Here is a 21,752-nt window from a genome sequence, read left to right on the forward strand (position 1 = left end):
CGCCGCGCCACCGGCGGCTGCGCCGCCGCCCGCGGCCGACCCACCACCGGCAGCACCCGCACCACCAGCGCCACCGGCACCAGCACCGCCCGCACGGCCGGCGGCCGCGGGAGACGCGGCGGTCGAGCCACCGAGCTCCCCGCCACCCCCGGCCGATGCAGCACCGTCAGTACTGCCGCCCGAGCGGGCCATGCGGGCGACGTTGATCGACTCACTGGTGCCGCCATCCGCACCCGGCGCCGACGAACCACGCCCACCGCCACCCGAGCGCAGCGCCATCCCCGCACCGGTACCCGGGTCGACGAAGGCCAGCAGCCGGTAGATCACCATCGGGCAGAACAGCGACACCAGCAGCACCGCCGCCCCGGCCAGCAGCCCAGCGACTCCTGTCGCCCTGCCCATGACCGAGACGCCGATGAGCAGCACGAGTGCGAGGGCGGGCTTCATCAGGATCGCGGCGAGCAGCCAGCGCACGCCGCGCCAGAACGACGGGGCGGTGGAGTCGGCGACCAGCATCGCGGCCAGCAGCGGGATCGTCGCGACCAGGACGAGGATCGCGGCCTGGCGGAAGATCATCTGTAGGGCGAAGCCGATCGCGGCCGGGATGACCCCGAACAGAGCGGCGAGGCCGAGGATCATCGCGCGGGCGCCCTCCTCGATGCTGTCGCCCAGGTCGGGGTTCTCCCCGACCCGGGCAGCGACGGTGTCGTTGGCCATAGCCGCGCCGAACGATCCGTCGCCGCCGAGCTGGGACAGGAAGAACGTGGTCAGCCCGTCCGCGGCGCCGAGCAGGACCGCGACCATGCCGGAGGTCAGCGCGATCGCCATCCCGAACTGCAGAGGCCCGGTGAACGCCCGGAACATGCCCCGCCCGCCGCGCAGGGCGACCGAGATCAGCTGGTAGAAGAACAGTCCCAGCGCGATCAAGGTGGCCAGCCAGATCAGCGACGACCACAACGACAAGCTCTGCCCACCGGCTGTGGCGGCGTCGACGGCGGTGGCGGGGTTCGGTGAGTCCGGGCGCTGCTCGGCCTTACCGGTGATCGTGCTCGGATCGACCCAGGACACCTGGTCAGCCAGCTCGAACCCCGCCCGCAGCACCCAGACCCCGGCGTCCCACACCTTCTGCATGACGGCGTCGAGGCCGGACTGGATGATCGAGCCCATGATGCCCGAGCTGGAGTTGCCGACGCCGGTTGAGCCGCCGTCGGGCGGTGGCACGGTCTGGGTTGGGATCATCGTTGGATGTCCCGCCATCCTGCGGCGACGGCTTCGTCGCTGGCCGGCCATGCCGAGGGCGCCGGTGCGGCGGTAGGGCCGGAGGCGACCTTCCATTGGTCATCGACTCGGCGCATCGGCAGGCAGTTGCCCCAGCCGAACGAGACGACCCGGCCGTTGTTGTCGGCGACGAACTCGCCGAGCACACACGCCACGGTGTAGGCGCCGTCGTCGGTGCTGCCCTTGATGATCGCGCTGGTCGGGGTCCAGGACATCCGCAGCCCGCTCGACGACGGTCCCGTGCGGGGCAGGTGCGCTCCTCGGCGCAGGTCGGCGAGGTCGTTGCTGACTGAGGTCTGCGCGGCGGGCCGGGCGCCGGGCTCGGCGAGGGAGTTATAGATCTGCGCCCAGACCTGCGGGTCGCCGCCGGACATGCCGGCTTTCATCAGCTCGACCAGTTGCGCGACCGCGCCCTCCGGGGTGTCGGGGAACCCGGTCGGGACCAGCGTGGCGACGAACTGCTGGGGTGCGGGGAGCACGATCGGCGGGCCCGCCGTCCGCGTGGAGAGCGCGTGCGGCTGGATCGCGGCGAGGGGAACCTGCAACATCGGGCGGGCGGCGAGCTCGGCCTCGGCCTGCGGTCCGGAGCCGCTGTCGCCAGTGCCGATCGGGGCCGGCTGCGCGGGCGCAGACTCCGGGCCGCGCTGCGGGTCGGTGAAGACGCCGGTCAAGGACACGATCAGCGCGACCACGACCACCAGGACCAGGGCCGTGACCGCGCCCAGGATGAGCAGGGCGCGGCGCTGCCCGCCACCCGAGCGCAGGTGGGGGTCGTGGGGGTTCATCAGGCGGGCCATCAGCTGGCTCCGGCGGCGAATGCGGTGATCAGGGTGTAGCCGAGGCCGAGCAGGACGGCCAGGACGAGGCTGGAGACGATCATCTGTGCGCCGCGGCGTCCGGAGCCGTGGTGGTCATAGAGCCGTCCGGCGGTGGAGGCGATGATCCCGCCGAAGAACAGCCCGAGGACGCAGACGCCGGCGATCCAGATGAAGTAGCCGACGACCCGGGTGAGCATCTGGTTGCCGGGTGGTGCGACCGCGTTGACCTCGGGGATCCGCGGCGGCTTCGGCGGCGGGTCCTGCAGGGGGAGCAGGAACGCGTGGGCGAAGGATTCGCTGATCAGGTGGGGGACAGACATGGGGTGTGCTCCGCAGGGTGGTGTGGGACGAACGGTGTGGGCGTGGCGGTGTGTGCGGGCTGGTCGCCGGGGTGGGGGCCGGACGCAGCGGGTCGAACCAGTCGGCTGGTCAGCGGCGCCTCGGTGAGGTGATGAGCTGCCAGGAGGCGAGCAGCGGTCGTAGGGCGTCGACCGCCCGGGCCGGGCTGGGTTCGTCGGTCACCCCGCCGACCTCCCAGGCCGGGATGTGTGGCACGAACAGGGCTTCGTCGAGCAGTGCCGCGACCCGGGGCCCGGCCGCGCCGGCCACTCCCGTCGGCCATTTGCGGGCGCCGTTGACCACGAGCTGGTAGATCGGGGTGGCCAGGCCGCGCTGCACCCAGGGGTCCAGGCGGGCGAGCAGCTGCTCGGCCTGGCGCAGCGACGGGCGGGTCGCGCGGACCACCAGGATCGGGCGCTGGGTCGGCAGTCCGCGGCGTAGCCAGCCCCCGGCGCCGTAGATCGGGGTCGCGGCGGCCCGCCAGCCGCCGTGACCGAGATCGACGACGGTGGCGTGCAGCGGGTCGGGTGCCGGGTCGGGCAGCCAGTCCGGGGGTGGGGGCACCATCCCCGGGGTGATGGTCGGCAGCGCCGCCGGGTTCCGGGTCTCCAGGCGGGCCAGCAGCGCGTCGGCGCGCCAGCTGTAGCGCACGGTGAGGTGGTCGTTGACCTGCCGGGTCCAGGGGCCGTCCACCGAGGAGGCACCGGCGAGGCCGGAGCGGGCGGGGTCGTCGGCGTCGATCAGCAGCGCGCACCGCTGGTCCTGCTGCAGCGCGTCCACGATCGCGGCCGCGACACACGACGCCCCGGCCCCGGCGGACCCGGCAAGCACCGGGATCAGCGGCCCGAACGCCGCCCAGGACACCGGGCGGGACTCGGGGAACACCGTGCGGGTGCGGTCCTGCGCAGCGTCGGTAGCCGCGCCGAGCTGCTCGGCGACCTCGACCGGGTCCGGACCGTGGCCCTGGTCGGCGGCGGCTGCGGCGGAGGTGGTGTCGACGATGGTCTCGGTGTCGACCACCCCCAGCCCGCCCGGCGCGCGGGTGCGCGCGGCGGCGCCGAGCCGGTGGTTGAGCTCGTACGGGCTGCGCGGCGGCGACGCCCCCGGCCCTGCCCAGCGGTGGTGCGGGTCGGCCGCGTTCCGGGGTGAGGTCATCAGCTGGTCCCTCCTCGAGGGGCGGTCCGGGCGAGCGCGGGGTCGGGGGTGGTGGGCTGGTCGGGGATCAGGGCGGCGGAGTCGGCGGCCTCATAGACCTCGCGCGCTGCGGCGCCGAATCGGGGTGAGACCAGCTGGGTGGCATCGCCGCCGGACACGACCCCGACGACCTGCCCGCGCCCGGCCGCGGCGTCCGGGCCGGCCAGCCACGGCCCGCCCGAGGCGCCCTCGGTCATGTCGCAGGTCATCGCCAGCACCTGCCCGCCGTCGCGGTCCGGCCGGGTGAAGGTCTCGACCGCGGCGGGGCCGTCGCAGCCCCGCAACGACTGCCCGTCGTAGACGCCGGTGGCCGGGTAGCCCAGCGCGGCGACCGGGAGCCGGTCGGGGGTGGAGAAGCGGATGCCCTGCGCGCCGAGGACCTGCTCGGGCAGGACCCCGTCGCGGGGCAGCAGCGTCACGAACGCGAAGTCGGTGTCGGCGGCGACGTCGTTGATGGGGGAGTCGATCTGCTGCCAGGCCGGTGGCACGTAGGCGGTGTCGACCGTCCACCGGCCCAGCGGTTCCTCACCCGCGGCGTAGCCGGGGATGAAGAACGCCCCGTCGACCCGCCAGCCGCCGTCGAGCCACACGCAGTGCGCCGCGGTGGCCAGCAACCTGCGCGACCGCGAGGCGACCACCGCCGCCGAGCACTGGTGGCGGCCACCGTCGACGACCAGCACCCCGACCGAGGTCGCCGACAACCCGCCCACCACCGGCCCGGCCTGGCCCCGCACCGGCGCCTGCACTGCCGAATCGGACGGTGCAGCGGGTGCAGTGGGTGTCCTCGGGTCGGCCGACCCCCACGGCGCGGCCGACCCGAGTCCCACCACCCGAGCGCCCTGCGGGGCCTCGGAGGTCCACGACGCCAGCGCGACGGCCGCGGTGACCGTCGCGGCGATCGCCACGGTCATCACTGCGGTCGTCTGCGCTGTGCGCCACCTGCTGCTGGTCATGGGTCAGGCCAGACCGAGCTTCTTCGAGCACGCCGGCCAGGCCGAGTAGCCGCCCCGGTCGGCGCGGACCTTCTCCGCGACCGCGATCTGCTGCTCGCGGCTGGCCTCGTGCGCCGAACCGGTGCCGCCGTAGGCCGCCCAGGTGGCCTGGTCGAACTGCAGCCCACCGGAGTAGCCGTTGCCGGTGTCGATCGCCCAGTCACCGCCGGACTCGCACTGGGCGAGCCGGTCCCAGGTCGCGGCCTGCGCGCTGCCACCGGCCACCGGTGCGGGTTCGGATCCCTCCGGGTCCCGGGGCTGCTCTCCGTCCTCGGCCGAGCCGCCCTGCGCATCCGGGGCGCTCTGCCCGTCGGAGCTTCCCTGCTCGTCGGAGCCGGTCTGCCCGGCGTCTCCGGCACTGTCGCCCTGCTGGTCACCGGGCTGGTCGGTCTGCTCCGCGCCGGGTCGCGAGATCGGGTCTCCGGCCTGCGGGCTCAGCACGTCGTTGTCGCCCGTGGCGTCGCTGCCGGAACCGGTGTCCGACCCGTCCGCTGCACCGGCGTCGCCGTTGCCGGTGGAGGGCTGGCCGGAGCTGCCGGTCTCGCCCTGCCCCCCGCTGCCGCTCTTCTGCTCATCGGGCTGGGCCGAGCCCGACCCGGCCTCCGACCCAGCGTCGGAACCAGTGCCGGAGTTGGTGTCGGGGCCGGAGCCGATCCCCGCGGCGGCGAGCTTCTCGGCGAGCTGCTCAGCCAGAGGGTCGGCGTCGGCGGCGTCGCGCACCTGCTCGGCCAGCTTCTCCGCCCCGGCCTCCCACGCATCACCCGCTCCCCCGGTACTGGCCTGCTCGGTCGAGGACGACGACTCACCACCGCCCGCCGACGTCGTCGACGAGTCGGTGTCCGAGGAGCCCGAACCGGTGCCGTCGGAGTCGGCCGTGCCGGTATCCGTGCCGGTGTCGCTCGACCCGGAGCCTGATGAGGCCGGGGAGCCCCCGGAACCCAGGTCGTCGAGCTGGTCGAGCTTGGCCAGGTCCGCGGGGTCGGCCCCGAGCTTCTCCAGCTGCTCACGGTCCAGAACCCCGAGCACGGAGTCGCGGACCTGCCCGGCGTCGGCGTCAGAGCTGGCACCCAGAGCCTGCATCAGCTCACCGACCAGCTGCAACGCGATCCGAGCCTTCTCCAGGTCCTGGGCCGAGCCACCGCCGGAGGAACTGGCGGACTCGCTCGTGCCCGACGAGCTGTCTGATCCCGCCCCGGCACCGGTGTCGCTCGTGGTGTCGTCCGTGCTGCTGGTGCTGTCATCGTCGGACGAGCCGGAGTCCGAATCGCCGGAGGCCGAGCTGCTGGAGTCCGAGGAGTCCGGCTCCGACGGGCGCGAAGGATCGGGGTCCTGTCCGCCGGCGGTACTCGGCGCGCCGGTATCGGGCTGCTCGGCGGCGTCGCCGTCGTCGGTGGGGCTGTCCGAGCCGGTCTCGCCTGTGCCCGGGCTAACGGCGTCTTCGCTGTCGGGCGACGCGTCCGAGGGCGAGTCCTCTTCGGGCGCGGGGTCCGGTGACTCTGCGGGCGCCGCCGGTGCCGGCGGAGGGGCGGCGGGGGCTGCGGGGGCTGCGGTGGCACCGGCGTGGTCGATGCAGGTCTGGGGCAGCGCGGGCTCGGCCTGGCGCTTGGGGTTCGAGGCGGCAGGTCGGCCGGCGGACCCGGCGCTGCTGGGCGTGGGCTTGGGTTTCCCGATCTCGGTGACCGCCTCACCGGCGGAGGTGACCGCACCGACGGCGCTGTCCGCGGCGTTGCCGAGAGACTCGCCCAGCTCGGCGACCGGGCCTGGCGCGGGCGGCGGCGGGTCCTTGGGCAGCAGGTCGGCAGGGGTCGGGCCGAACCCGGCGCGGGCCAGCTTCGCCGCGACCTGCTGCAGGTGCGGATCGGCGGCGTCGAGGGTGTTGAGCTGGTCGGAGACGTCCACGGCCTTCTGCCGCCATCCGGGCGGCTGGGTCGCGGGGGTGAAACCGAGCCCGGCGATCTCGCGGGCCAGCCCCTGAGCCCTGGTGTCGTCGCTGACGGCGAGATCGGCCAGTAACGCCCGGGTCTGGGTGCGGGTCTCGCGGGCGGCGGCGAGCTGGCGCACGGCCTTGCCCTCGTTGCAGCCGACCGCGGTCAGGCCGAGCTGGGCGGGTAGCGGGCTCAGCGAGAACGCGGTCACCCCGACCAGCGCTCCGGCGGTCAGCACCGCGACCGCGGCGCGGCGCGCGGCAGGACCGCGCGAGGACGGGGGGAGGTGCTCGGCCCACGAGGGGCGCGGCGTGCGGTTCCAGGGCATGTCACAGGTCCTCTGTCAGGTGATCCGGGGGCTGTCTCACGAGCAGGTCGGTCGGTCAGTCGCCTCCGCGGGACCCGCCACCGGAGTCACCGCGGTCGCCACCGCCATCGCCACCGCGGTCGCTGTCGCCGCCGGAGCCGCCGCCGCTGCGGTCGTCGCTGCTCTGACCGGTGGAGTCGCTGTCACCGCCGCCGAGGGAGACGTCGGCGCCGGCGTCGACGCCGTCCTGCCCGGCCGAGACATCGACCCCGACCGAGGCGCCGCCGCCGGTGAGCTCGTACTGGCGGACCCAGTCGACGTGCATCGCCGCACCGCCTGAGGTGTCACCGCCGAAGTAGTCGAGCTGGATGGTCAGGTGCATCGGCCCGGGCGGGTTGTGGGACTTGTCGTCGTCGGTGAACCACGGCTCGCCGTCGACGAGGTAGGTGATCTTGTCCGGGGTCCACTCGACGGCGAAGGCGTGCCACTCGGTGGCGTCGACCTCGACCGAGCCCTGGGTCTGGGAGTTGTCCGAGCCGTAGTGCAGGAAGCCCTCGACCTTCTGCCGGGTCCCGTCGGAGATCTCCATGAAGTCGACCTCGCCGCCCTCGGGCCAGTTCTCCGCGGTCGGCCAGAGCAGGAACAGGGTGTGCAAGCTCGACGCAGCCGGAGCGGGGGATTGGGCGCAGCCCTCCCAGCGCCCGTACTGCTGGCTGTGGGGTGACCAGGCCATCCCGCCTGCGTCGCCGTTCTCCGAGCCGGTAATGGTCAGCTGCCCGTCGGCGACGCTGATCGCGTCCGGGGTCCGGCGGCCGTTGCCGCCGTGGCCGGGTCCGTCGTAGGCGTTCCAGTCCCCGGAGATCGAGGTGCCCTCGAACTCATCAGCCACCTTCGGCTCGCCCCAGCCGAGCGTGTCCGCCGCGGTGGTCGTGCACTTGCTGGCAGCTCCGCCGCCCGAGCCTGTCCCGTCGCCGGAGCTGTTCCCCGGGTCGGAGCCGGTGCCGCCGGAGCCGGTGCCTCCGGAGTCGTTGCTGCCCGAGCCGTTGCCTGTGCTCGGGGCCGTGCCGGTGTCGCTGGAGTCGTTGCTGGACCCACCGGACCCGCCGGAGCCGGACCCGCTTGAGTCGCCGGTGCCGGGCTCGTAGCACTGGGCCGGGATGAAGCCGGGCTTGTTCGCGCCGACGTCGAGCAGTGCGCGGCGCAGCTTCTCCGCACGCGGGGAGGTGTCCCCGGTGAGCTCGGCGAGTACGTGCACCGCGGTGATCCGCCATCCGCACTCGACGCCACCCTCGGGCGCCGCGGCGGGCACGAGCCCGGACGCGGTGAGGGTGGTGGTGAGCGCCAGCGCGGCGCCCACGACCAGCTGGGGACTGATCACCGGGGACCACCGGGGTCGGTCGGCGGGGTGCGGAACCCGTGGCTGGCCAGCCCGTGGGTGCGCCGGCCCTGGAAGCCCTCGGCGACGGTCGCGGCGAGCTCGAGCGCGGCGTCGCGCGCGGCGGGGGTGAGGGCGTCGAAGTCGATGATCCCGCCGGCCTGCAGGTGCGGATCCGGGGGAAGGACGATCACCGCGCGGCAGCGTTCGGCGAAGAAGTCGCGAATCACGCGGTCGTCGATGTCCGGGCTGTGGCGGTCGTAGGACAGCACCACCACCGCGTCCTCGGTGAGGTGGCGGTATCCGTTGGCGGCCAGCCAGCGGAAGGTGCGAGCGGCGCGGGAGGCGCCGTCGTTGGTCGGCGCACCGACGATGACCAGGGAGTCGGCGTGGCGCAGGCTGCCCTGCATCGCCGAGTGCACGATCCCGGTTCCGGAGTCGGTGATGATCGCGTTGTAGTAGCGGGCCAGCAGCCGCAGCGCGGCCTCGTAGTCGCCCGCGGAGAACGTCTCCGACAGCTCCGGTTCCTGCTCGGAGGTCAGCACCTGCAGGCGCCCGGCGAGATGGGTGTACCCGGCCAGGTCGGTGTGGGCCCGGATCTCGTCCAGGGCGTAGAGCAGGTCGCGCACGGTGGTCTTCGCAGCCAGGGTCTCGCCGACGAGGCGGTCGCCGAGGGTGCCGGCGTCGGGATTGGCGTCCATCGCGATCACCCGGTCCCCGCGGTACTCCGCGAGCGCGAGCCCGAGCAGCGCGGACACGGTGGTCTTGCCGATCCCGCCCTTGATCGAGCCGACGACGACGCTGTGCGGGCCGGGCAGCGGGGTCCGGATCTTCTGCAGCTGGTCGCGCAGCCGGGCCTCGGCCTCGGACAGGCCGGGGTTCCAGCGGCCGCCGGTCAGCTGGTAGGCGAAGTGGCGCCATCCCTGCTGAGGACGGGCCCGTCGCTCGCGGACCACTCCCGACAGCACCCCGGTCTGCTCGTCCCACGCCGGGCGAAACGCCTGCGGATCCTCCGAGACAACCGGGTCCCGATGAGCCGGGGCGGGAGGCGGGTCCGCCGGAGCGGGCGCTGACACGGACGACGCTGCCGATGACGACGCTGCCGATGACGACGCTGCCGATGACGACGCTGCCGATGACGACGCTGCCGATGACGAAGCCGACCGACCGACCGGTTCGGCCCTCGCCAGCGGTGGCTCGGCGAGGAAGCGCTCCGGCGCGGGCGCCGCCGGGCGAGATGGCGAGCTGCTCGGCCAGTTCGCCGACGCGCCCGCCGGAGCGGCCGGGGGCTCGGGCTCGGTCGCGGGGACCTGGGCCCCGTCGTACCCGGTGGTCGGAGCGGCCCATCCGGCGCCCGCGTCCAGCCAGGACGGGGCAGCGGAGGTGTTGTTGGTGCCGTTGGACGAGGACATCAGCAGCTACCTCTTGGTGGGGGTCAGGAGGAATCGGTGGGACGCAGGTGCGGGTCGACGACCAGGTGGCCGTCGTCGTCACGGGTGATCGGGACCGTCATCCGGACCCAGTTCGCCTCGGCCGCCACCCACCTGGGGTCGGCGTCGGGAGGCGCACAGGAGGGACCCACGACTCCGGTCAGCTCGGACTCGACCGCCGTGGGGCGCGCCGCCGGATCGTCGGGCTGCGGGCAGGCGCGCGCGTACGTGGTGACACGGACGATCACCTCGACGAACACCACCGTGTCGCTGGGCCGGTAGATCCGGCCCGGCAGCGGTGAGTCGGCGCGCTGCCTGCCCGCGCCCGACCACCCCCAGGTGCACGCCTGGGGGTCAGCGAGCAGAGGCCGCAGTACCTCTGCCCGACGGCTCGGGACGTCCTCGTCGAACGACTGGAAGTCGGCGGCGAAGCGGCCGGCGAAGCTCGCGGCCTCGGGATCGGAGATCGGCTCCAGTGACCGCACAGAACGGGAGAACGACTCCCGCGCTGGGTTGTGTCGGGCGACCGTCCCGGACCTGCCGTTCCTGCGTCGAAGCGAGGGCATCTCGCTGTCGAGAGGCACCTGCGGTGCGGCGAGCTCCGGCTCCTCCGGACGCACCTGCTCGGGGCCGGATGGGGCGAGGGGGGAGGGGTTTGCGGTCTGCTGAGGCGTCGCGAGGTCCGTGAGGGCAACCGGGGCGGCCTCGGCAGCGGTGGCCGCGCCGGGCGGTTGCTGCGCGGTGGTCGGCTGCTGTGCGGCGGGCGCGGCGTCGTCCTCGTGCGCTACGTCGGCCGTCTGGTCGGCGGGTGCGTCTGCTCCGACGGTTCGCACGGTCCAGGGGCCGAGCGGGCCCAGACCAGGCGTCTCGCGGCGCTGCGGGTCGGGTGCAGATGGTCGCCGGGCCGCCGTGGGCTCCTCGACCGCCGATGCGTCGCGGACGGCGGTGGCCGTCGCACCGAGCCCAGGAGCAGTTCGCCACTGAGGACCGGTCCGAGATGTCCGTGCCTTCGGCATCACACACGTCCCGCGGGGCCGGGATGGGCGGTGTGCAGCACCGCGATCAGATGAGCCGTCACGGCACACCTCCTTAACCTGGTAGCTGAAGTACCGCGTTGTTCTCCTAGGAGAAATCAACAGCGGCAACTATCCTGTCGTCGTTTCGGGATGTCAACGTGTTCTGACCTGCAGATTCGAGGTCACTCAGCGGGTTCCCGCCGGGGTGGCTGCCGGGGCCGAGGAGGCGCGCCGACGTGAAGGCCGACCTCGGCTTCCTGGGACCCGTCGGCCCGGCTACCGTCGCCCCGATCCATCAGTGGCACTCCGCGCCTCGGGCCGGAACCGCATCACGGAGGAGGACGCGGGTGGCCGAGCAGTCGGACGTCCCCGGCGCCTCGCTGGCTGATCGGCTGAACCGGATCGTGGCGACGGTCCATCCGGCCGACCGCGGTCCCTACACCAACGAGGAGATCGTCAACGGCATCCGCGAGGCCGGCGGGCCGTCGCTGTCCGTGCCGTATCTCAACCACCTGCGGAGGGGGCGGCGCGACAACCCCACCAAGACGACCTTGGAAGGCATCGCCCGCTTTTTCCAGGTGCCAGTGGCCTATCTGTTCGACGACGACCTCAGCGAGTCCGGCGACCCCGACCGTCACCTGCTGGCGGTGGTGCACAACGCCAACCTGGAGAGCTTCGTCGAACTTGTCGCTGAGCTGCCGGAGGAGACCCGACAGTCTGTGGCCCGCATCGTCGAGGACCTACACCGGTTGCACGGTGGACGGCGCGCGGGCCGAGGCTAGGACGAGTTCGTTCGCACCTGAGCCTCCAGAGCCAGATGGATCGCCAGCAGGGAGCGATTCAAGTCCGCCACCCGGGTGAGGTACTCCCCGGTCGACCCGCTGAGTTCCTCGACCGCCGAGGGAGTGAGGGGGTCGGTGGGGTCCCGTCGAAGCACTGACATCGCCCCGATCGCCGCGGTGGCGACCGCTGCCAGTTCGTCGTCCAGGGCCGAGAGCAGGGCTTCGGCAGACGAGGAGGACAGGGCGAGGATCTGCTCGCGAGTCCGCATGAGCTCGCTGTGGTGTCGGGCCTGCTCGCGGTCCACCAGGAGAGCCACGACGTCCGGGGCCAGCCGGGGCCGTGGCGCAGCGTCGAGGCTCTCGGACGCGGCAGCAGGTAGAGGTTCGGTCACAGCGACCTCCTTGTGTGCGTGCTCCGCCATGTCGCCGTCCGGAGGGGCTGCGGCCTGTGCGGCTGCTGGCATCACGAGTGGTGACCTCCCAACGCTGCGGCCGGCTGTCGATCGCGACGATCACCATCCGTCACTGCCGCCTCCTCGCTCCTGTCGATGAATCCGACCGCAGCGGAAGAAGCGCGGCCGAACGAGCAACAGCGTAAACTGAGATAGAAGGTACTTGTCAACTGGTGTGGAACGCTGCGTTGCATCCGGCAAGGTCGCGGCGCGGCCCCGCGTGGTGCAGAGCTGCTCTCGGCCTCGAGGTGCAGGAAAGGCGCTGGCGTGCAGGAAGTTCGCGATGACGGTTCGGCGTCGGCGTGTCGAGCGCTTGCTGTCTCCTCGGTCCTTGGAGCCGGTGAGCGCGGCTGAGGCTTGGTTTCCTGTGCCCCTACCGGCTAGTCTCTACTGATGTAGAAAGGGGGAGCGAGTTGACGACCACGACCCCGTCGCCACCGGTCGACCGCGACGCTCGCACCGAACATGACTGAAAGTGACGCCAACGCCAGCGACGCGGCTGCGCCGTCCGAGCGCGCCACGCTGGCGGAGAAGCTCAACGCGCTGTTCGCCAACATCGTCGATCCGGCAACCGGGCGGCCCTACAGCAATCCCGGGGCGGCGACCGCGATCGAGCGCATGGTCGAGGCGCTTCCCGAGGCCGACCGGGCAGGCCGGGTGATCTCCCAGCAGTACATCTGGCAGCTGCGCAAGGGTGTGAAGACCAACCCCACGGTGAAGCACCTGGAGTCGCTGGGGGCCCTGTTCGGGGTGGGAGCGGACTACTTCCTCAACGAGTCGCGGTACCAGCAGGTCGCCCGCGAGCTGGAGACCCTCAAGACCCTGCAGGAGACAGGAGTGGAGCAGCTCGCGCTGCGGGCCCGTGATCTGTCCCCCGCCGGGCTGGCCGCGGTCGAGGCCGCACTCGAGCACGCCCGCTCGTTGGAGGGGCTGCCTCCACGCCGCGAGGACCCCACCGGGCTGGACAAGAAGCGCCGGACCTACTGACACCGCCCCACTGACGTGCCGGATCGGGCGCGGCCACGATCGGGCTGTCGACGTGCAGCCTCGGTTTAGGCTGCGCCCGTTCGCATTCGATGCCGACGCCACGGCTACGACCGGCAGAACCCAGTAGGCCAGGAGGAGCACGATGGACGAGGCCGCCGTCGCTGCCGGCGACAAGCCGGGGCTGACCTTCACACCCCCCACGGAGCTGTTCGCCGACCCTGAGCGGGAACGCCGTTGGCGAGCTCGGGTCACGGGAACGACGCTGGGGCTGCCGCACTCGGCGGCCCGCCGTCCCGGGCGCAGCATGCTGGGCAGCAACCGGTCGGGAACCCACGAGCTGTGGCTGTGGGACCGCGAGGCGGACTCGATGGTCCAGGCGACCGAGCGGGAGTCCGGAACCGAGCACGGAGCGCTGTCCGCCGACGGTGAGTGGCTGTGGTGGTTCAACGACACCGGCGGGAACGAGTTCGGGCACTGGGTCCGCCAGCCCTTCGCCGGTGGCACCGCGAAGGCAGTGGCCCCAGAGGCCGGCGACGGCATCGCCAGCGGGCTCGCGCTCGGACACGGGCCGAGAGGTGCGGTGGCGGTGTTCGCCCTCGCGGTGCGCGAGGGCATCGCGGTCTGGAGACAGTTCGAAGGTCAACCGGCCGAGGCCATCTACCGGCACGAACAGGACGGCATGTCCGGGCCCATGGCGCCGGACGGCAGCCGAGTGGCAATCCGCCACTCCGAGCACGGCGACGCCAGCACGCCCGGCATCCGGGTCCTCGACGTCGACAGCGGCGACTCCCTGGCAGAGATGCGGGACGAGGGCAAGCAGCTGCTCCCCATCGGGTTCGCGCCCGCCGCGGGAGATCCGCGGCTTCTCGTGCGCCACGAGCGCCGAGGGCGCCACGAGCTGCTGCTGTGGAACACCGACAGCGGGGAACAGCAGGAGCTCTCCATCGACCTGCCCGGCCAGGTGGACGGGATCTGGCTCGACGCCGAGACCCTCGCGATCCGGCACACCCACCACGCCCGCGTCACGCTGCACCTGTGCCGCGCGGACGGCTCGGACCTGCGAGAGATCGGTCCGAGCGACGGATCGGTGCTCGACGTCGAGCGCCGCCCGGGCGGCGTGCTGGAGTACAGCTGGACCTCCTCTCAGAAGGCGCCACGGGTCTATCGGTGGAGCCCGAGCGAAGGCTCGCAGCCGCTGTTCCCCGACTCGCCCGATGCGCCGCCCGACGGCGCCCCCGCCTCGGTCGAGTGGGTCGACGGGCCGGGAGGGCCCATCCCCGTGCTGGTCGTCAGACCACAGAACGCCCCGTCGACACCGGGCCGCACCCTGTTCTGGCTGCACCCCGGCCCCGACCTCGATGACGCCGACGTCTACTCCCCGCGGCTGGCCGTATGGGCCGATGCGGGGTGGACCGTCATCGCCACCAACTACCGAGGTTCCACCGGTTACGGTGCCGCCTGGCGGCAGGCCATCGTCGGGCGCCCCGGCCTCACCGAGCTCGAAGACCTCGCCGCGGTCCACGGCTGGGCCCTAAGCCAGGGGCTGGCCGACCCGCAGTCCTGTCTGCTGGCCGGCTCCTCCTGGGGCGGGTACCTCACGCTGCTCGCGCTCGGTCTGCAGCCGGAGCGCTGGCGCGGCGGGATCGGTGTCGTGCCGGTGACCGACCACGCCATGAGCTACGAGCTCGGGCAGGAGCCGCTGCGTGCGATGGCCCGGGCGCTGTTCGGCGGGTCCCCGGAGGAGGTACCCGAGCGCTATGCCGCCGCGTCGCCGCTGGCAGTGGCCGAGCACGTCCGCGCACCGGTCGCGATCATCGCCGGAGAGAACGACACCCGGATCCCGATCCAGCAGGTCGACGCCTACGCCGACAAGCTCAGCAGCCTCGGGCGGGCCCCGGCGGTCTACCGCTTCGGCGGCGGGCACGGAAGCCAGGTGAGCGGCACGCTGGAGGAGTTCCTGCTGATCTCGGTCAGCTTCGCCGAGGCCGTCATGGCCGTCGCCCCCGGCGCCCCGACTCCGGACACCGGGCTGCAGCCCCGCTGACCGGTGAACGGGAGGACACCGATGGATTCCAGACCCGACGGACCCACCCCACCTACCCAGCGGCAGCGACGGCTGCCCCTGCTGAATCTGCCCCGGCCGGCCCTGGCCTACGTCATCGCGGTCGAAACACTGGCGATCGCGCTCGTCGTCGCCGCTCCCACCCGGGCAGAACCGGCACAGATCGGGTTGGCCGCGCTCCTCGTCGCCGCCTGCATCCTGCAGCACGAAGCGGCGCTGTCGGCCGAGCGCGGATACCGGCGCGCGACCATCAAGCGGGAGAGCGCCACCGAGACCGGCCACCTGGTCACCAACTCCGTCTACACCGTGGTGGCCGCACTGCTGTTCCCTCCCGCTCTGATCGCCGCGACCGTCGCCGCGATCTACGGGTACCGGATCCTGCGCATCGACCGCCCCCGCATCCCGCGTGAACGGGGGCCGGTATACCGCACGATCTTCACCGCCTCCACGGTGGTGATCGCCGGGATCGCCGCCCACTACCTCGCGGCCGCGCTGGGCCTCGACCTCGCCGCCGGCGCGACGACGTTGGTGCCGATCGCCTCCACAGTCCTGGCACTCCTCGCCTACACCTCGGTGCAGGCAGGTCTGGTCGCCGGCATCGTGTTCCTGGCCGCCGGACGGCTCGCGGCCCGCGACATGGTGACCGACCTGCGTCAGCACGGCTTCGAGCTGGCACAGCTCTGCATCGGGGCGGTGGTGGCGTTCATGCTCGCCTCGTCCTCACCGTGGCCGGTCCTGCTCCTGGTCCCCACCCTCTGGCTGCTCTCGCGCAGCGTGCTGGTCTCCACGGTCGGGACCACCGACCACGACGACGGACTGCTCAGCCCGGGGACCTGGCACCGGGCGGCGACGGCGGAGCTGCAGCGGGCGCGCAAGCGCGGCACCGCCCTCGGAGTACTGGCGGTCGACCTCGACGGCTTCCGCCGCATCAACGACGCCTGGGGAGTACGGGCCGGGGACCATCTGCTCGACGAGGTCGCGCGGATCCTGCCCACAGCGGTCCGGGCCGGAGACATCGTGGGAAGGATGCACGGCGAGGAGTTCGTGATCGCCGCCCCGGCCGCCGATCGGCACGACCTGGAGGTCCTGGGCGAGCGCGTCACCGCCGCCGTCGCCGCGATCGACACCGCCGCGGTCCTCGACGTCGAGCACGGCACCGCGCCCCGACTCACCGCCAGCGTCGGCGCGGCGGGGTGGCCCGACGCCGCCGACAGCATCGACCAGCTGCTCACCCGAGCCGACGCCGAGCTCAACCGGGCGAAGTCGCAGGGCGTGGGCACCGTCAGCGTGGCCACCACCGCAGTGACCAGCGAAGCAGCCGCCATGGTGGCCCGCACCACCGCGGGGGGAACGGCCGGATGAGGGCGCAGAGCCCCCTCCGTCACAGACGGCGACGCGAACGCCAGTAGCGTTCCTCCATCGGATCACTACTCGTTGAGGCTCGTCCGGGGTAGACCTACTGTGATCAGTTTCCGGCCGAGGGACATGAGATGCGGGTACGCAGACGCGCACAGAGCGAGGAGCCGGCGAGCTGGACCCAGCTCGTCGCCCGCGCCCGCCGCAAGCTCCGCGACGAGGGACTCGAACCCTGTCCGGAGTCTGAGGTCGACCTCGAGGCGTTCGCGGAACGGCTCGGGCAGGCCCGCGGGCTGACCATCCGCCTGCTACCGGTCGAGCTGGGGGCATCGGCCCGTGAGCTGTGCGGGCTCTGCACGGTTCCCCGTCCCGGCGTCGCGGTCGTCTTCTACGCCCACGCGGCCAGCGAACTCGCCCGGCGCCACAACATCGCCCACGAGCTCGGCCACCTGTTCTTCGACCACCAGGCCCACAGCGCCCGGTTCCGCCCCAGCTTCAGCACGGTGCTGTCGGACTCCCAGCAGCGGCTCAGCGCATGGATGGGCAACGATCCGTCCTACGGCGCCCACGACGAAGCCGAAGCCGACGCCCTCGGCGCGGCCCTGCTGGGCTACGGACCGGGCAGACGGTCGCATCGCTGGGTAGCGACAGCCGAGGTGCGTGCCGCGGCCGCTCGTCTGGAGTCCGCGTTCACATGAGGCCCCGATGCACCTGACCCTGAGCCTCATCGCTGCGGCCACGCTGCTGCTGGCCGCGGTGCTGGGACTGCGCCGGCGAACGCAGCCCGCGGTGGGGATCACCGTCGCAGCCCTCTTCGCCGGTGTCGCCGCGCTACTGGGTGCTGTACCCAGCCCCGGGACACCGACGGCGCGGGCCTACCTTGCCGCCGGGATCCTCGTCGCGATCGGGCTGGCAGGGACCGGACTGTTCACCACGGCAACAGCGCTGTCGCGCCGCCTCTACGCGATCTCACCGATCGCTGCCGGAGGCGGTGTTCTGCTCGCCCAGATCCTCCTGCTCGTCGACGGGGCCCTGCTCCCGCTCGTCGAGCCTCGCACCGGCGGGAGCTGCTACCCCCAGCTCGTCATGCTCACCGGTCTGACCCTGGTCTGGCCGATGGTCGGCACCGCGGTGCTGATCGGGCACGGCCGACGGGTGCTGCGCTACATCCCCAGCACTGCCATGCAGACGACCCTGCGGCTGTCCGCTGCACTGTTCGTGGCGGCCTTCGCCGCCCTCGCGGTGCTCGCCGCGCTGCAGCTGCACCCCGCCGCCAGCCCGGTAGCCCAGGGAGCGCTCGCCGCGAGCGACGTCGTCCTGCTCTGCTGCGCGACCCTGCTCGGCCTCGGGCTCGTCGCCACCCGCCTGAGCGGCCCGCTGCAGCCGGTCATCGAGCAGGTCCGGGCCGCCGGCCTGTTCCTCCGGCTGCGCCGGCTCGAACGTGTCCTGGTCTCGGCAGTGCCGAGCTGGCAACAGAGCGAGGCCATCGCCCGGCCGAGCCTGCTGCGGGAGCGCCCGGACGCGGCGCTCTACGCGCGGATGGTCGTCATCTGGGACACGACACGCGCCCTGCTCAGCGGGGTCCCCACCCACGTGGTGTCCGCAGCGGTCGACTTCGCCCGCGAGCACGGCTCCGGCACCTCCCCCGACCGCCGGGCGGCGCTGGCCGAGGCCAGCTGGCTGGCCTGGGCCCTACGGGGCGGGCGGGGCGACGGTCCGGACGCGACGTTCCAGGTCCTCGACGCCGAACCGCCACCCCGTACCGGCGAGCTCCTGGCCGAAGCACGCCTGCAGACCGAGGTCTCCACACAGCTGCGACACGGGCGACTGGTCGAGCCCTTCCTGCGACACCTGCAGAGCACCGAAGCTGAAGACGCTGCGCAGGGGAGCGGCATCGGCCAGGAGCCGGACCGTCAGCGGGTTGCGCCGGACTCGTAGCGGAACAGGACGGCGAGCTGGGGCACCGACCGGCGCACGTCCCGTGGCGAGGCGACGGCCAACATGGTCAGGTCCTCAGCCGCAGCCCACAGCTGGTCGGTGGAGGACAGATCACCGTCGCGAGCGCGTTCGGTCAGACGTGTGATCGCGGCGTCGCTGCGCGGGCTCACGTGCGCGACCCGCCACAGCAGATGACGAGCGGCGGCACAGAAGGCATCGTCGGGCCGGGCGGCCTGCTGACTGTCGAGATGGGCGAGCAGCTCCCAGGTCGGCTCTCCGACGCTGGGACGCACCGCGAACAGCGGGCGCGCACCTTCCCGCTCCCGGACCGCGTGCTCCCGGCTGTGCATCCGGCTTGACCAGACCACGAAGCCGACTGCAGCGGTGACCAGCAGAAGCACCTGCAGCGCCTCGGTCGCCATCACGACAGCTGCCGCGAGCCCTCCGCCGGCCAGCAGCGAGACCACGACGACGCGCGCCCGACGCGGCCCGGTGGCGGACACGTCGTCGGCAGCGTCGGACAGCAGTGCCGTCATCAGCGGTCGGGGCAGAAGGGGATCGGCCACGACCAGCTGACCTGCCCGCGGCAGCACCGCGCCCCACCAGGTCAGCTCCGCGCCGACCGGTGACGAGGCGGCAGCTCCGCTGAGCTGCCAGCTGTTGCGTGCCGCCACCGACGCAGCCTCCGTGAATGCTTCTCGCCCGCTGAGCCCTTGCCGCGCTCACCCAACAGCATGACGCTGCGAATACAACACATCGCGCGTTGTGGGACTAGCCATTGGAGCACCCCGTCACCCAGTGAGTCCAACCGCCTACACGAAGCGCAACGGATCTTGTGACGCAAGGTAGTTGCAGATGGCAAAGGCAGCGTGCCGGGAGTGTTCGGCGCGACCGTCGACGTCCCCGAGGGCGTGCGTCAGGGCCGAGATCGGCACGCCGGCGCTCAGCGCGAGCGAGACGAAGGTCTGCTCCAACGCCGCCGGCGTCACCTGACGGTCCAGGCCGACCGCCGCCGCGACCGCAGTGAAACGCTGGGCGGCCTCCACCGGCGAGAGCCGCTCGCCGGCGTCCAGCGCCCGCAGCAGCGGTCCCTCCGATCGCCCGGCGGTGCACTGCGTCAGGGCCGCGGCGGTCGCCGCAGCGAGCGGGACCACCGACCGTCGCCCCCACCGTCGAGGTAGGCGAACCACAGGCAGACCGTCGGTCGACGCGACGTGCTCAACGTCCAGGCTCAGAGCCTCGCCCACCCCGAGCCCGTTCACCGCGACGAGAAGCGACAGACCCAGGATCGGCGCGTCGATCACCTCCGCGGTGTCGAGCAGCCAGATCAGCGCCGTGGGCTCGAGGGCGCCATCGGGGGCAGCGGCGGAGGCAGGACTCGGCGACACCGCCGCGGCCCCCGAGGAGGTACTCGGTTGCGCGGCGGCGTCGTCGGCAACCGTCGACCGGAACTGCTCCAGGACCGTCTCGGCGCGCTCCCGGTCCCGGTAGGTATGGCCGACCGGGGCCGTGGCCAGGAACGCCCGTATCGCCGTGGGATCCAGAACCAGCGGATCGGAGCCCTCGCGGCGACACCAGCGCTCCCACGCCCCGAGCACCTGACGCGCCGTGCGACGTGCGCCGCCTGCACAGGCGTGAGACACGAACTCCGCCGACTGCCGCAGAAAGCCCGCGTCGCCCGCGTCGTCCACCTGTCCGGCATCGGTCGCGTCGTCTCTGCGCACGCCCTCATGCTCCAGGGCGCGGCGACGGCACCGACGGGCCGGGCGGGGGAGAGGCAGGCGGAGGCGGAGTGGGGCCGTGGCTCACGAGGACCCGGTTCCGCCCGGCGTTCTTCGCCGCGTAGAGCGCCCCGTCCGCGGCCGCGAGCAGAACGTCGAGATCGCGGCCGGCCTCCGGGTAGACCGCGGCCCCGATCGAGGCGGTGAGAGAGGAGACCTGTATCGGGGGAGCCTCGTCGCCGTCGACGTCGACCTCCAGAGCCTCGATCCTCCGACGGATCCGCTCTCCCACCTCACGGACCGCTCCACCGTCGCGGTCGGCCGGCACACGCACCCCGGCCAGGGCGATGACGAACTCCTCCCCGCCGAAGCGTCCGGCGGCGTCGCGGTCACGGATCTCAGCCTCGATCACCTCGGCGACCGCGCGGAGCACCGCGTCACCGACCAGGTGCCCGTAGCGGTCGTTTACCTCCTTGAAGTAGTCGAGGTCGAGGATCAGGACGCCGACGTTGGAGCGGTCGCGCTCCGCCGCGTCGAGCAGCTGCAGCGCCTGCGAGCGCCAACCCTCCGCGTTCAGCAGGCCGGTTTTCGCATCCGTCGCCGCCCGTGTCTCGAGCTGCCTGATGAGAGTGGTCTGCTCCATCAGAACGAGCGCAGGAATCAGCAGCGCCACGAGCGGAAGATGGTCCGGCATCACCGCGTAGGCCACGATTGCACCAAGACTGAGCGTGGCGGTCTCCAGTGCGATCTCGCCGCCGGCCAGGATCGCCAAGAACTTGCTCCCGGGCTGAGCCAAGCGGATAACGCTCACGACGAGCAACATGTTTGTGCCAGTGTAAACCGCTAGACACGCCGCGATCTCGACGATCGCGAACCATGAGTTCGACCCGTCGAAGCCTAGTCGGACCGCTGCGACCAGATAGACGGCCAACACGACGGTGGACGTCGAGTAGAACTGTCGATGGGGAGGGGTCCCGGCGGGCCGAAAGACGCGGAAGTACAGATGGGTATAGCTGACGATCACGGTGCACGCTGCAAGTAGAGGCGGCAGCAACAGCGCACCCGCGAATGTCCACACCGAACTCAGGTCGATATACCTGGTCTCTGCGATGCGGCGGCGCAGTCGCTCAGCGCGTAGTGAGATCTCGGCGTGCACGCCGCTTAGGACCACCAGCGCACCCGCGGTCAGCCACACCGACAGCCCGCGGGGGACGCCGTGAAGGACGATGTCGACAGTGAGTAGGCACACAGCTGCGAGTTCGACTGCGACAAGTAACGCCCGAACGCGAGGCGGAAGTGACCAGAGCCGCCACGCCGACAGCCTTGACCGGAGGGTGCTCCGGTCGGCGTGTCGCGCGGTGGATGAGGTCACGAGAATCCTCGAATCGTAGATCGTTTTTTCCCGTCTCAGCATAGACGGCGGCGAGCGGTTGCATCCCAGCTCAGTTGTGTCGCTCTCATCGATCCGCAGGTCGCCGGGAGGGCTCAGAATCGGCTATCAAGATCAACTGTGCCGCTGACGTGGCGATGTTTCTCGCCTACCCTGTCGAGGCCGTCGCGAGCCGGGGCGACCTCGGACGCGGGTGTGGTCGGCAGAGCTGCGCCGCAGCTAGGCCATTTGTAGTAACCCGGCGGAAGTCGCCACGACGAGAGGGGGAGCTGTGCGTAACTGGAACTGGTAATGAGTAAAGAGCCTGAGCATAAAGGTGTCGGACTCGATTGAAAGGGCCTGTAATGCGCAACTGGAACTGGTGAACGAGGCAGGCGAATGAAGCAGGCG

General features: G+C 72.2%; 19 protein-coding genes. 6 read left to right on the forward strand and 13 right to left on the reverse strand.

The genetic code is table 11. The features are described 5' to 3' along the window. The 9 genes from NH602_RS04645 to NH602_RS04685 form a co-directional block, all read right to left on the reverse strand. The coding region (locus NH602_RS04645; RefSeq protein ID WP_253067100.1) for a type IV secretion system protein at positions 1 to 1,239 on the reverse strand (1,239 nt) is incomplete at its 3' end. Next, positions 1,236 to 2,075: a hypothetical protein gene (locus NH602_RS04650; protein WP_253067101.1), complete on the reverse strand. Its 840-nt coding sequence runs from the start codon at positions 2,073 to 2,075 to the stop codon at positions 1,236 to 1,238. The genes NH602_RS04650 and NH602_RS04645, both read right to left, overlap by 4 nt. Further along, positions 2,075 to 2,416 carry a hypothetical protein gene (locus NH602_RS04655; protein ID WP_253067102.1) on the reverse strand — a complete coding sequence of 114 codons (342 nt, stop codon included), beginning with the start codon at positions 2,414 to 2,416 and terminating at the stop codon, positions 2,075 to 2,077. The genes NH602_RS04650 and NH602_RS04655 overlap by 1 nt, the downstream gene beginning before the upstream one ends. A 109-nt stretch (positions 2,417 to 2,525) precedes the next feature. Beyond that, entirely contained in the window at positions 2,526 to 3,590 is a 1,065-nt protein-coding gene (locus NH602_RS04660; RefSeq protein ID WP_253067103.1) for a hypothetical protein, read from the reverse strand. Continuing rightward, positions 3,590 to 4,582, reverse strand: a complete 993-nt coding sequence (locus tag NH602_RS04665; protein WP_253067104.1) for a serine protease — start codon at positions 4,580 to 4,582, stop codon at positions 3,590 to 3,592. Before NH602_RS04665 ends, NH602_RS04660 begins: the two co-directional genes overlap by 1 nt. A 3-nt stretch (positions 4,583 to 4,585) precedes the next feature. Then, positions 4,586 to 6,874: a transglycosylase family protein gene (locus tag NH602_RS32145; RefSeq protein WP_374210128.1), complete on the reverse strand. Its 2,289-nt coding sequence runs from the start codon at positions 6,872 to 6,874 to the stop codon at positions 4,586 to 4,588. A gap of 55 nt (positions 6,875 to 6,929) precedes the next feature. Beyond that, positions 6,930 to 8,231 carry a family 16 glycosylhydrolase gene (locus NH602_RS04675; protein ID WP_253067105.1) on the reverse strand — a complete coding sequence of 434 codons (1,302 nt, stop codon included), beginning with the start codon at positions 8,229 to 8,231 and terminating at the stop codon, positions 6,930 to 6,932. Beyond that, positions 8,228 to 9,196, reverse strand: a complete 969-nt coding sequence (locus NH602_RS04680; protein WP_253067106.1) for a MinD/ParA family protein — start codon at positions 9,194 to 9,196, stop codon at positions 8,228 to 8,230. Before NH602_RS04680 ends, NH602_RS04675 begins: the two co-directional genes overlap by 4 nt. A gap of 467 nt (positions 9,197 to 9,663) precedes the next feature. After that, positions 9,664 to 10,143, reverse strand: a complete 480-nt coding sequence (locus tag NH602_RS04685; RefSeq protein ID WP_253067107.1) for a hypothetical protein — start codon at positions 10,141 to 10,143, stop codon at positions 9,664 to 9,666. 878 nt (positions 10,144 to 11,021) lie between these two features. On the opposite strand from NH602_RS04685, the gene NH602_RS04690 reads away from it, so the two are divergent. Continuing rightward, on the forward strand, positions 11,022 to 11,456 hold the full coding sequence (locus tag NH602_RS04690) for a helix-turn-helix domain-containing protein (protein WP_253067108.1): 435 nt from the start codon (positions 11,022 to 11,024) through the stop codon (positions 11,454 to 11,456). Here the strand turns inward: NH602_RS04690 and NH602_RS04695 are convergent. Further along, on the reverse strand, positions 11,453 to 11,848 hold the full coding sequence (locus NH602_RS04695; protein WP_253067109.1) for a hypothetical protein: 396 nt from the start codon (positions 11,846 to 11,848) through the stop codon (positions 11,453 to 11,455). The two genes, NH602_RS04690 and NH602_RS04695, sit on opposite strands and share 4 nt — an antisense overlap. Positions 11,849 to 12,373: 525 nt before the next feature. On the opposite strand from NH602_RS04695, the gene NH602_RS04700 reads away from it, so the two are divergent. The 5 genes from NH602_RS04700 (at position 12,374) to NH602_RS04720 (ending at position 18,251) form a co-directional block, all read left to right on the forward strand. Then, on the forward strand, positions 12,374 to 12,895 hold the full coding sequence (locus tag NH602_RS04700; RefSeq protein ID WP_253067110.1) for an XRE family transcriptional regulator: 522 nt from the start codon (positions 12,374 to 12,376) through the stop codon (positions 12,893 to 12,895). Between the two features lie 142 nt (positions 12,896 to 13,037). Further along, positions 13,038 to 14,939: a prolyl oligopeptidase family serine peptidase gene (locus tag NH602_RS04705; RefSeq protein ID WP_253067111.1), complete on the forward strand. Its 1,902-nt coding sequence runs from the start codon at positions 13,038 to 13,040 to the stop codon at positions 14,937 to 14,939. A 21-nt stretch (positions 14,940 to 14,960) separates the two neighbouring features. Next, positions 14,961 to 16,319 carry a diguanylate cyclase gene (locus NH602_RS04710; protein ID WP_253067112.1) on the forward strand — a complete coding sequence of 453 codons (1,359 nt, stop codon included), beginning with the start codon at positions 14,961 to 14,963 and terminating at the stop codon, positions 16,317 to 16,319. A gap of 128 nt (positions 16,320 to 16,447) precedes the next feature. Continuing rightward, on the forward strand, positions 16,448 to 17,011 hold the full coding sequence (locus tag NH602_RS04715; RefSeq protein WP_075329566.1) for an ImmA/IrrE family metallo-endopeptidase: 564 nt from the start codon (positions 16,448 to 16,450) through the stop codon (positions 17,009 to 17,011). A gap of 7 nt (positions 17,012 to 17,018) precedes the next feature. After that, the gene (locus NH602_RS04720; protein WP_253067113.1) at positions 17,019 to 18,251 is read left to right on the forward strand and encodes a DUF6545 domain-containing protein; all 1,233 of its coding nucleotides are present in this window, start codon (positions 17,019 to 17,021) and stop codon (positions 18,249 to 18,251) included. On the opposite strand, the gene NH602_RS04725 is transcribed toward NH602_RS04720, so the two are convergent. The 3 genes from NH602_RS04725 to NH602_RS04735 form a co-directional block, all read right to left on the reverse strand. Next, positions 18,227 to 18,925, reverse strand: coding sequence for a hypothetical protein (locus NH602_RS04725; RefSeq protein WP_253067114.1), 699 nt, complete (start codon positions 18,923 to 18,925; stop codon positions 18,227 to 18,229). The genes NH602_RS04720 and NH602_RS04725 overlap by 25 nt on opposite strands. 138 nt (positions 18,926 to 19,063) lie before the next feature. After that, the gene (locus NH602_RS04730) at positions 19,064 to 19,975 is read right to left on the reverse strand and encodes a hypothetical protein (protein WP_253067115.1); all 912 of its coding nucleotides are present in this window, start codon (positions 19,973 to 19,975) and stop codon (positions 19,064 to 19,066) included. Between the two features lie 4 nt (positions 19,976 to 19,979). After that, positions 19,980 to 21,344 carry a GGDEF domain-containing protein gene (locus tag NH602_RS04735; protein ID WP_253067116.1) on the reverse strand — a complete coding sequence of 455 codons (1,365 nt, stop codon included), beginning with the start codon at positions 21,342 to 21,344 and terminating at the stop codon, positions 19,980 to 19,982. Between the last annotated feature and the right edge of the window lie 408 nt (positions 21,345 to 21,752).

The sequence above is a fragment of the Pseudonocardia sp. McavD-2-B genome (assembly GCF_024124365.1).
GTDB classification, from domain to species: Bacteria; Actinomycetota; Actinomycetes; order Mycobacteriales; family Pseudonocardiaceae; genus Pseudonocardia; species Pseudonocardia alni.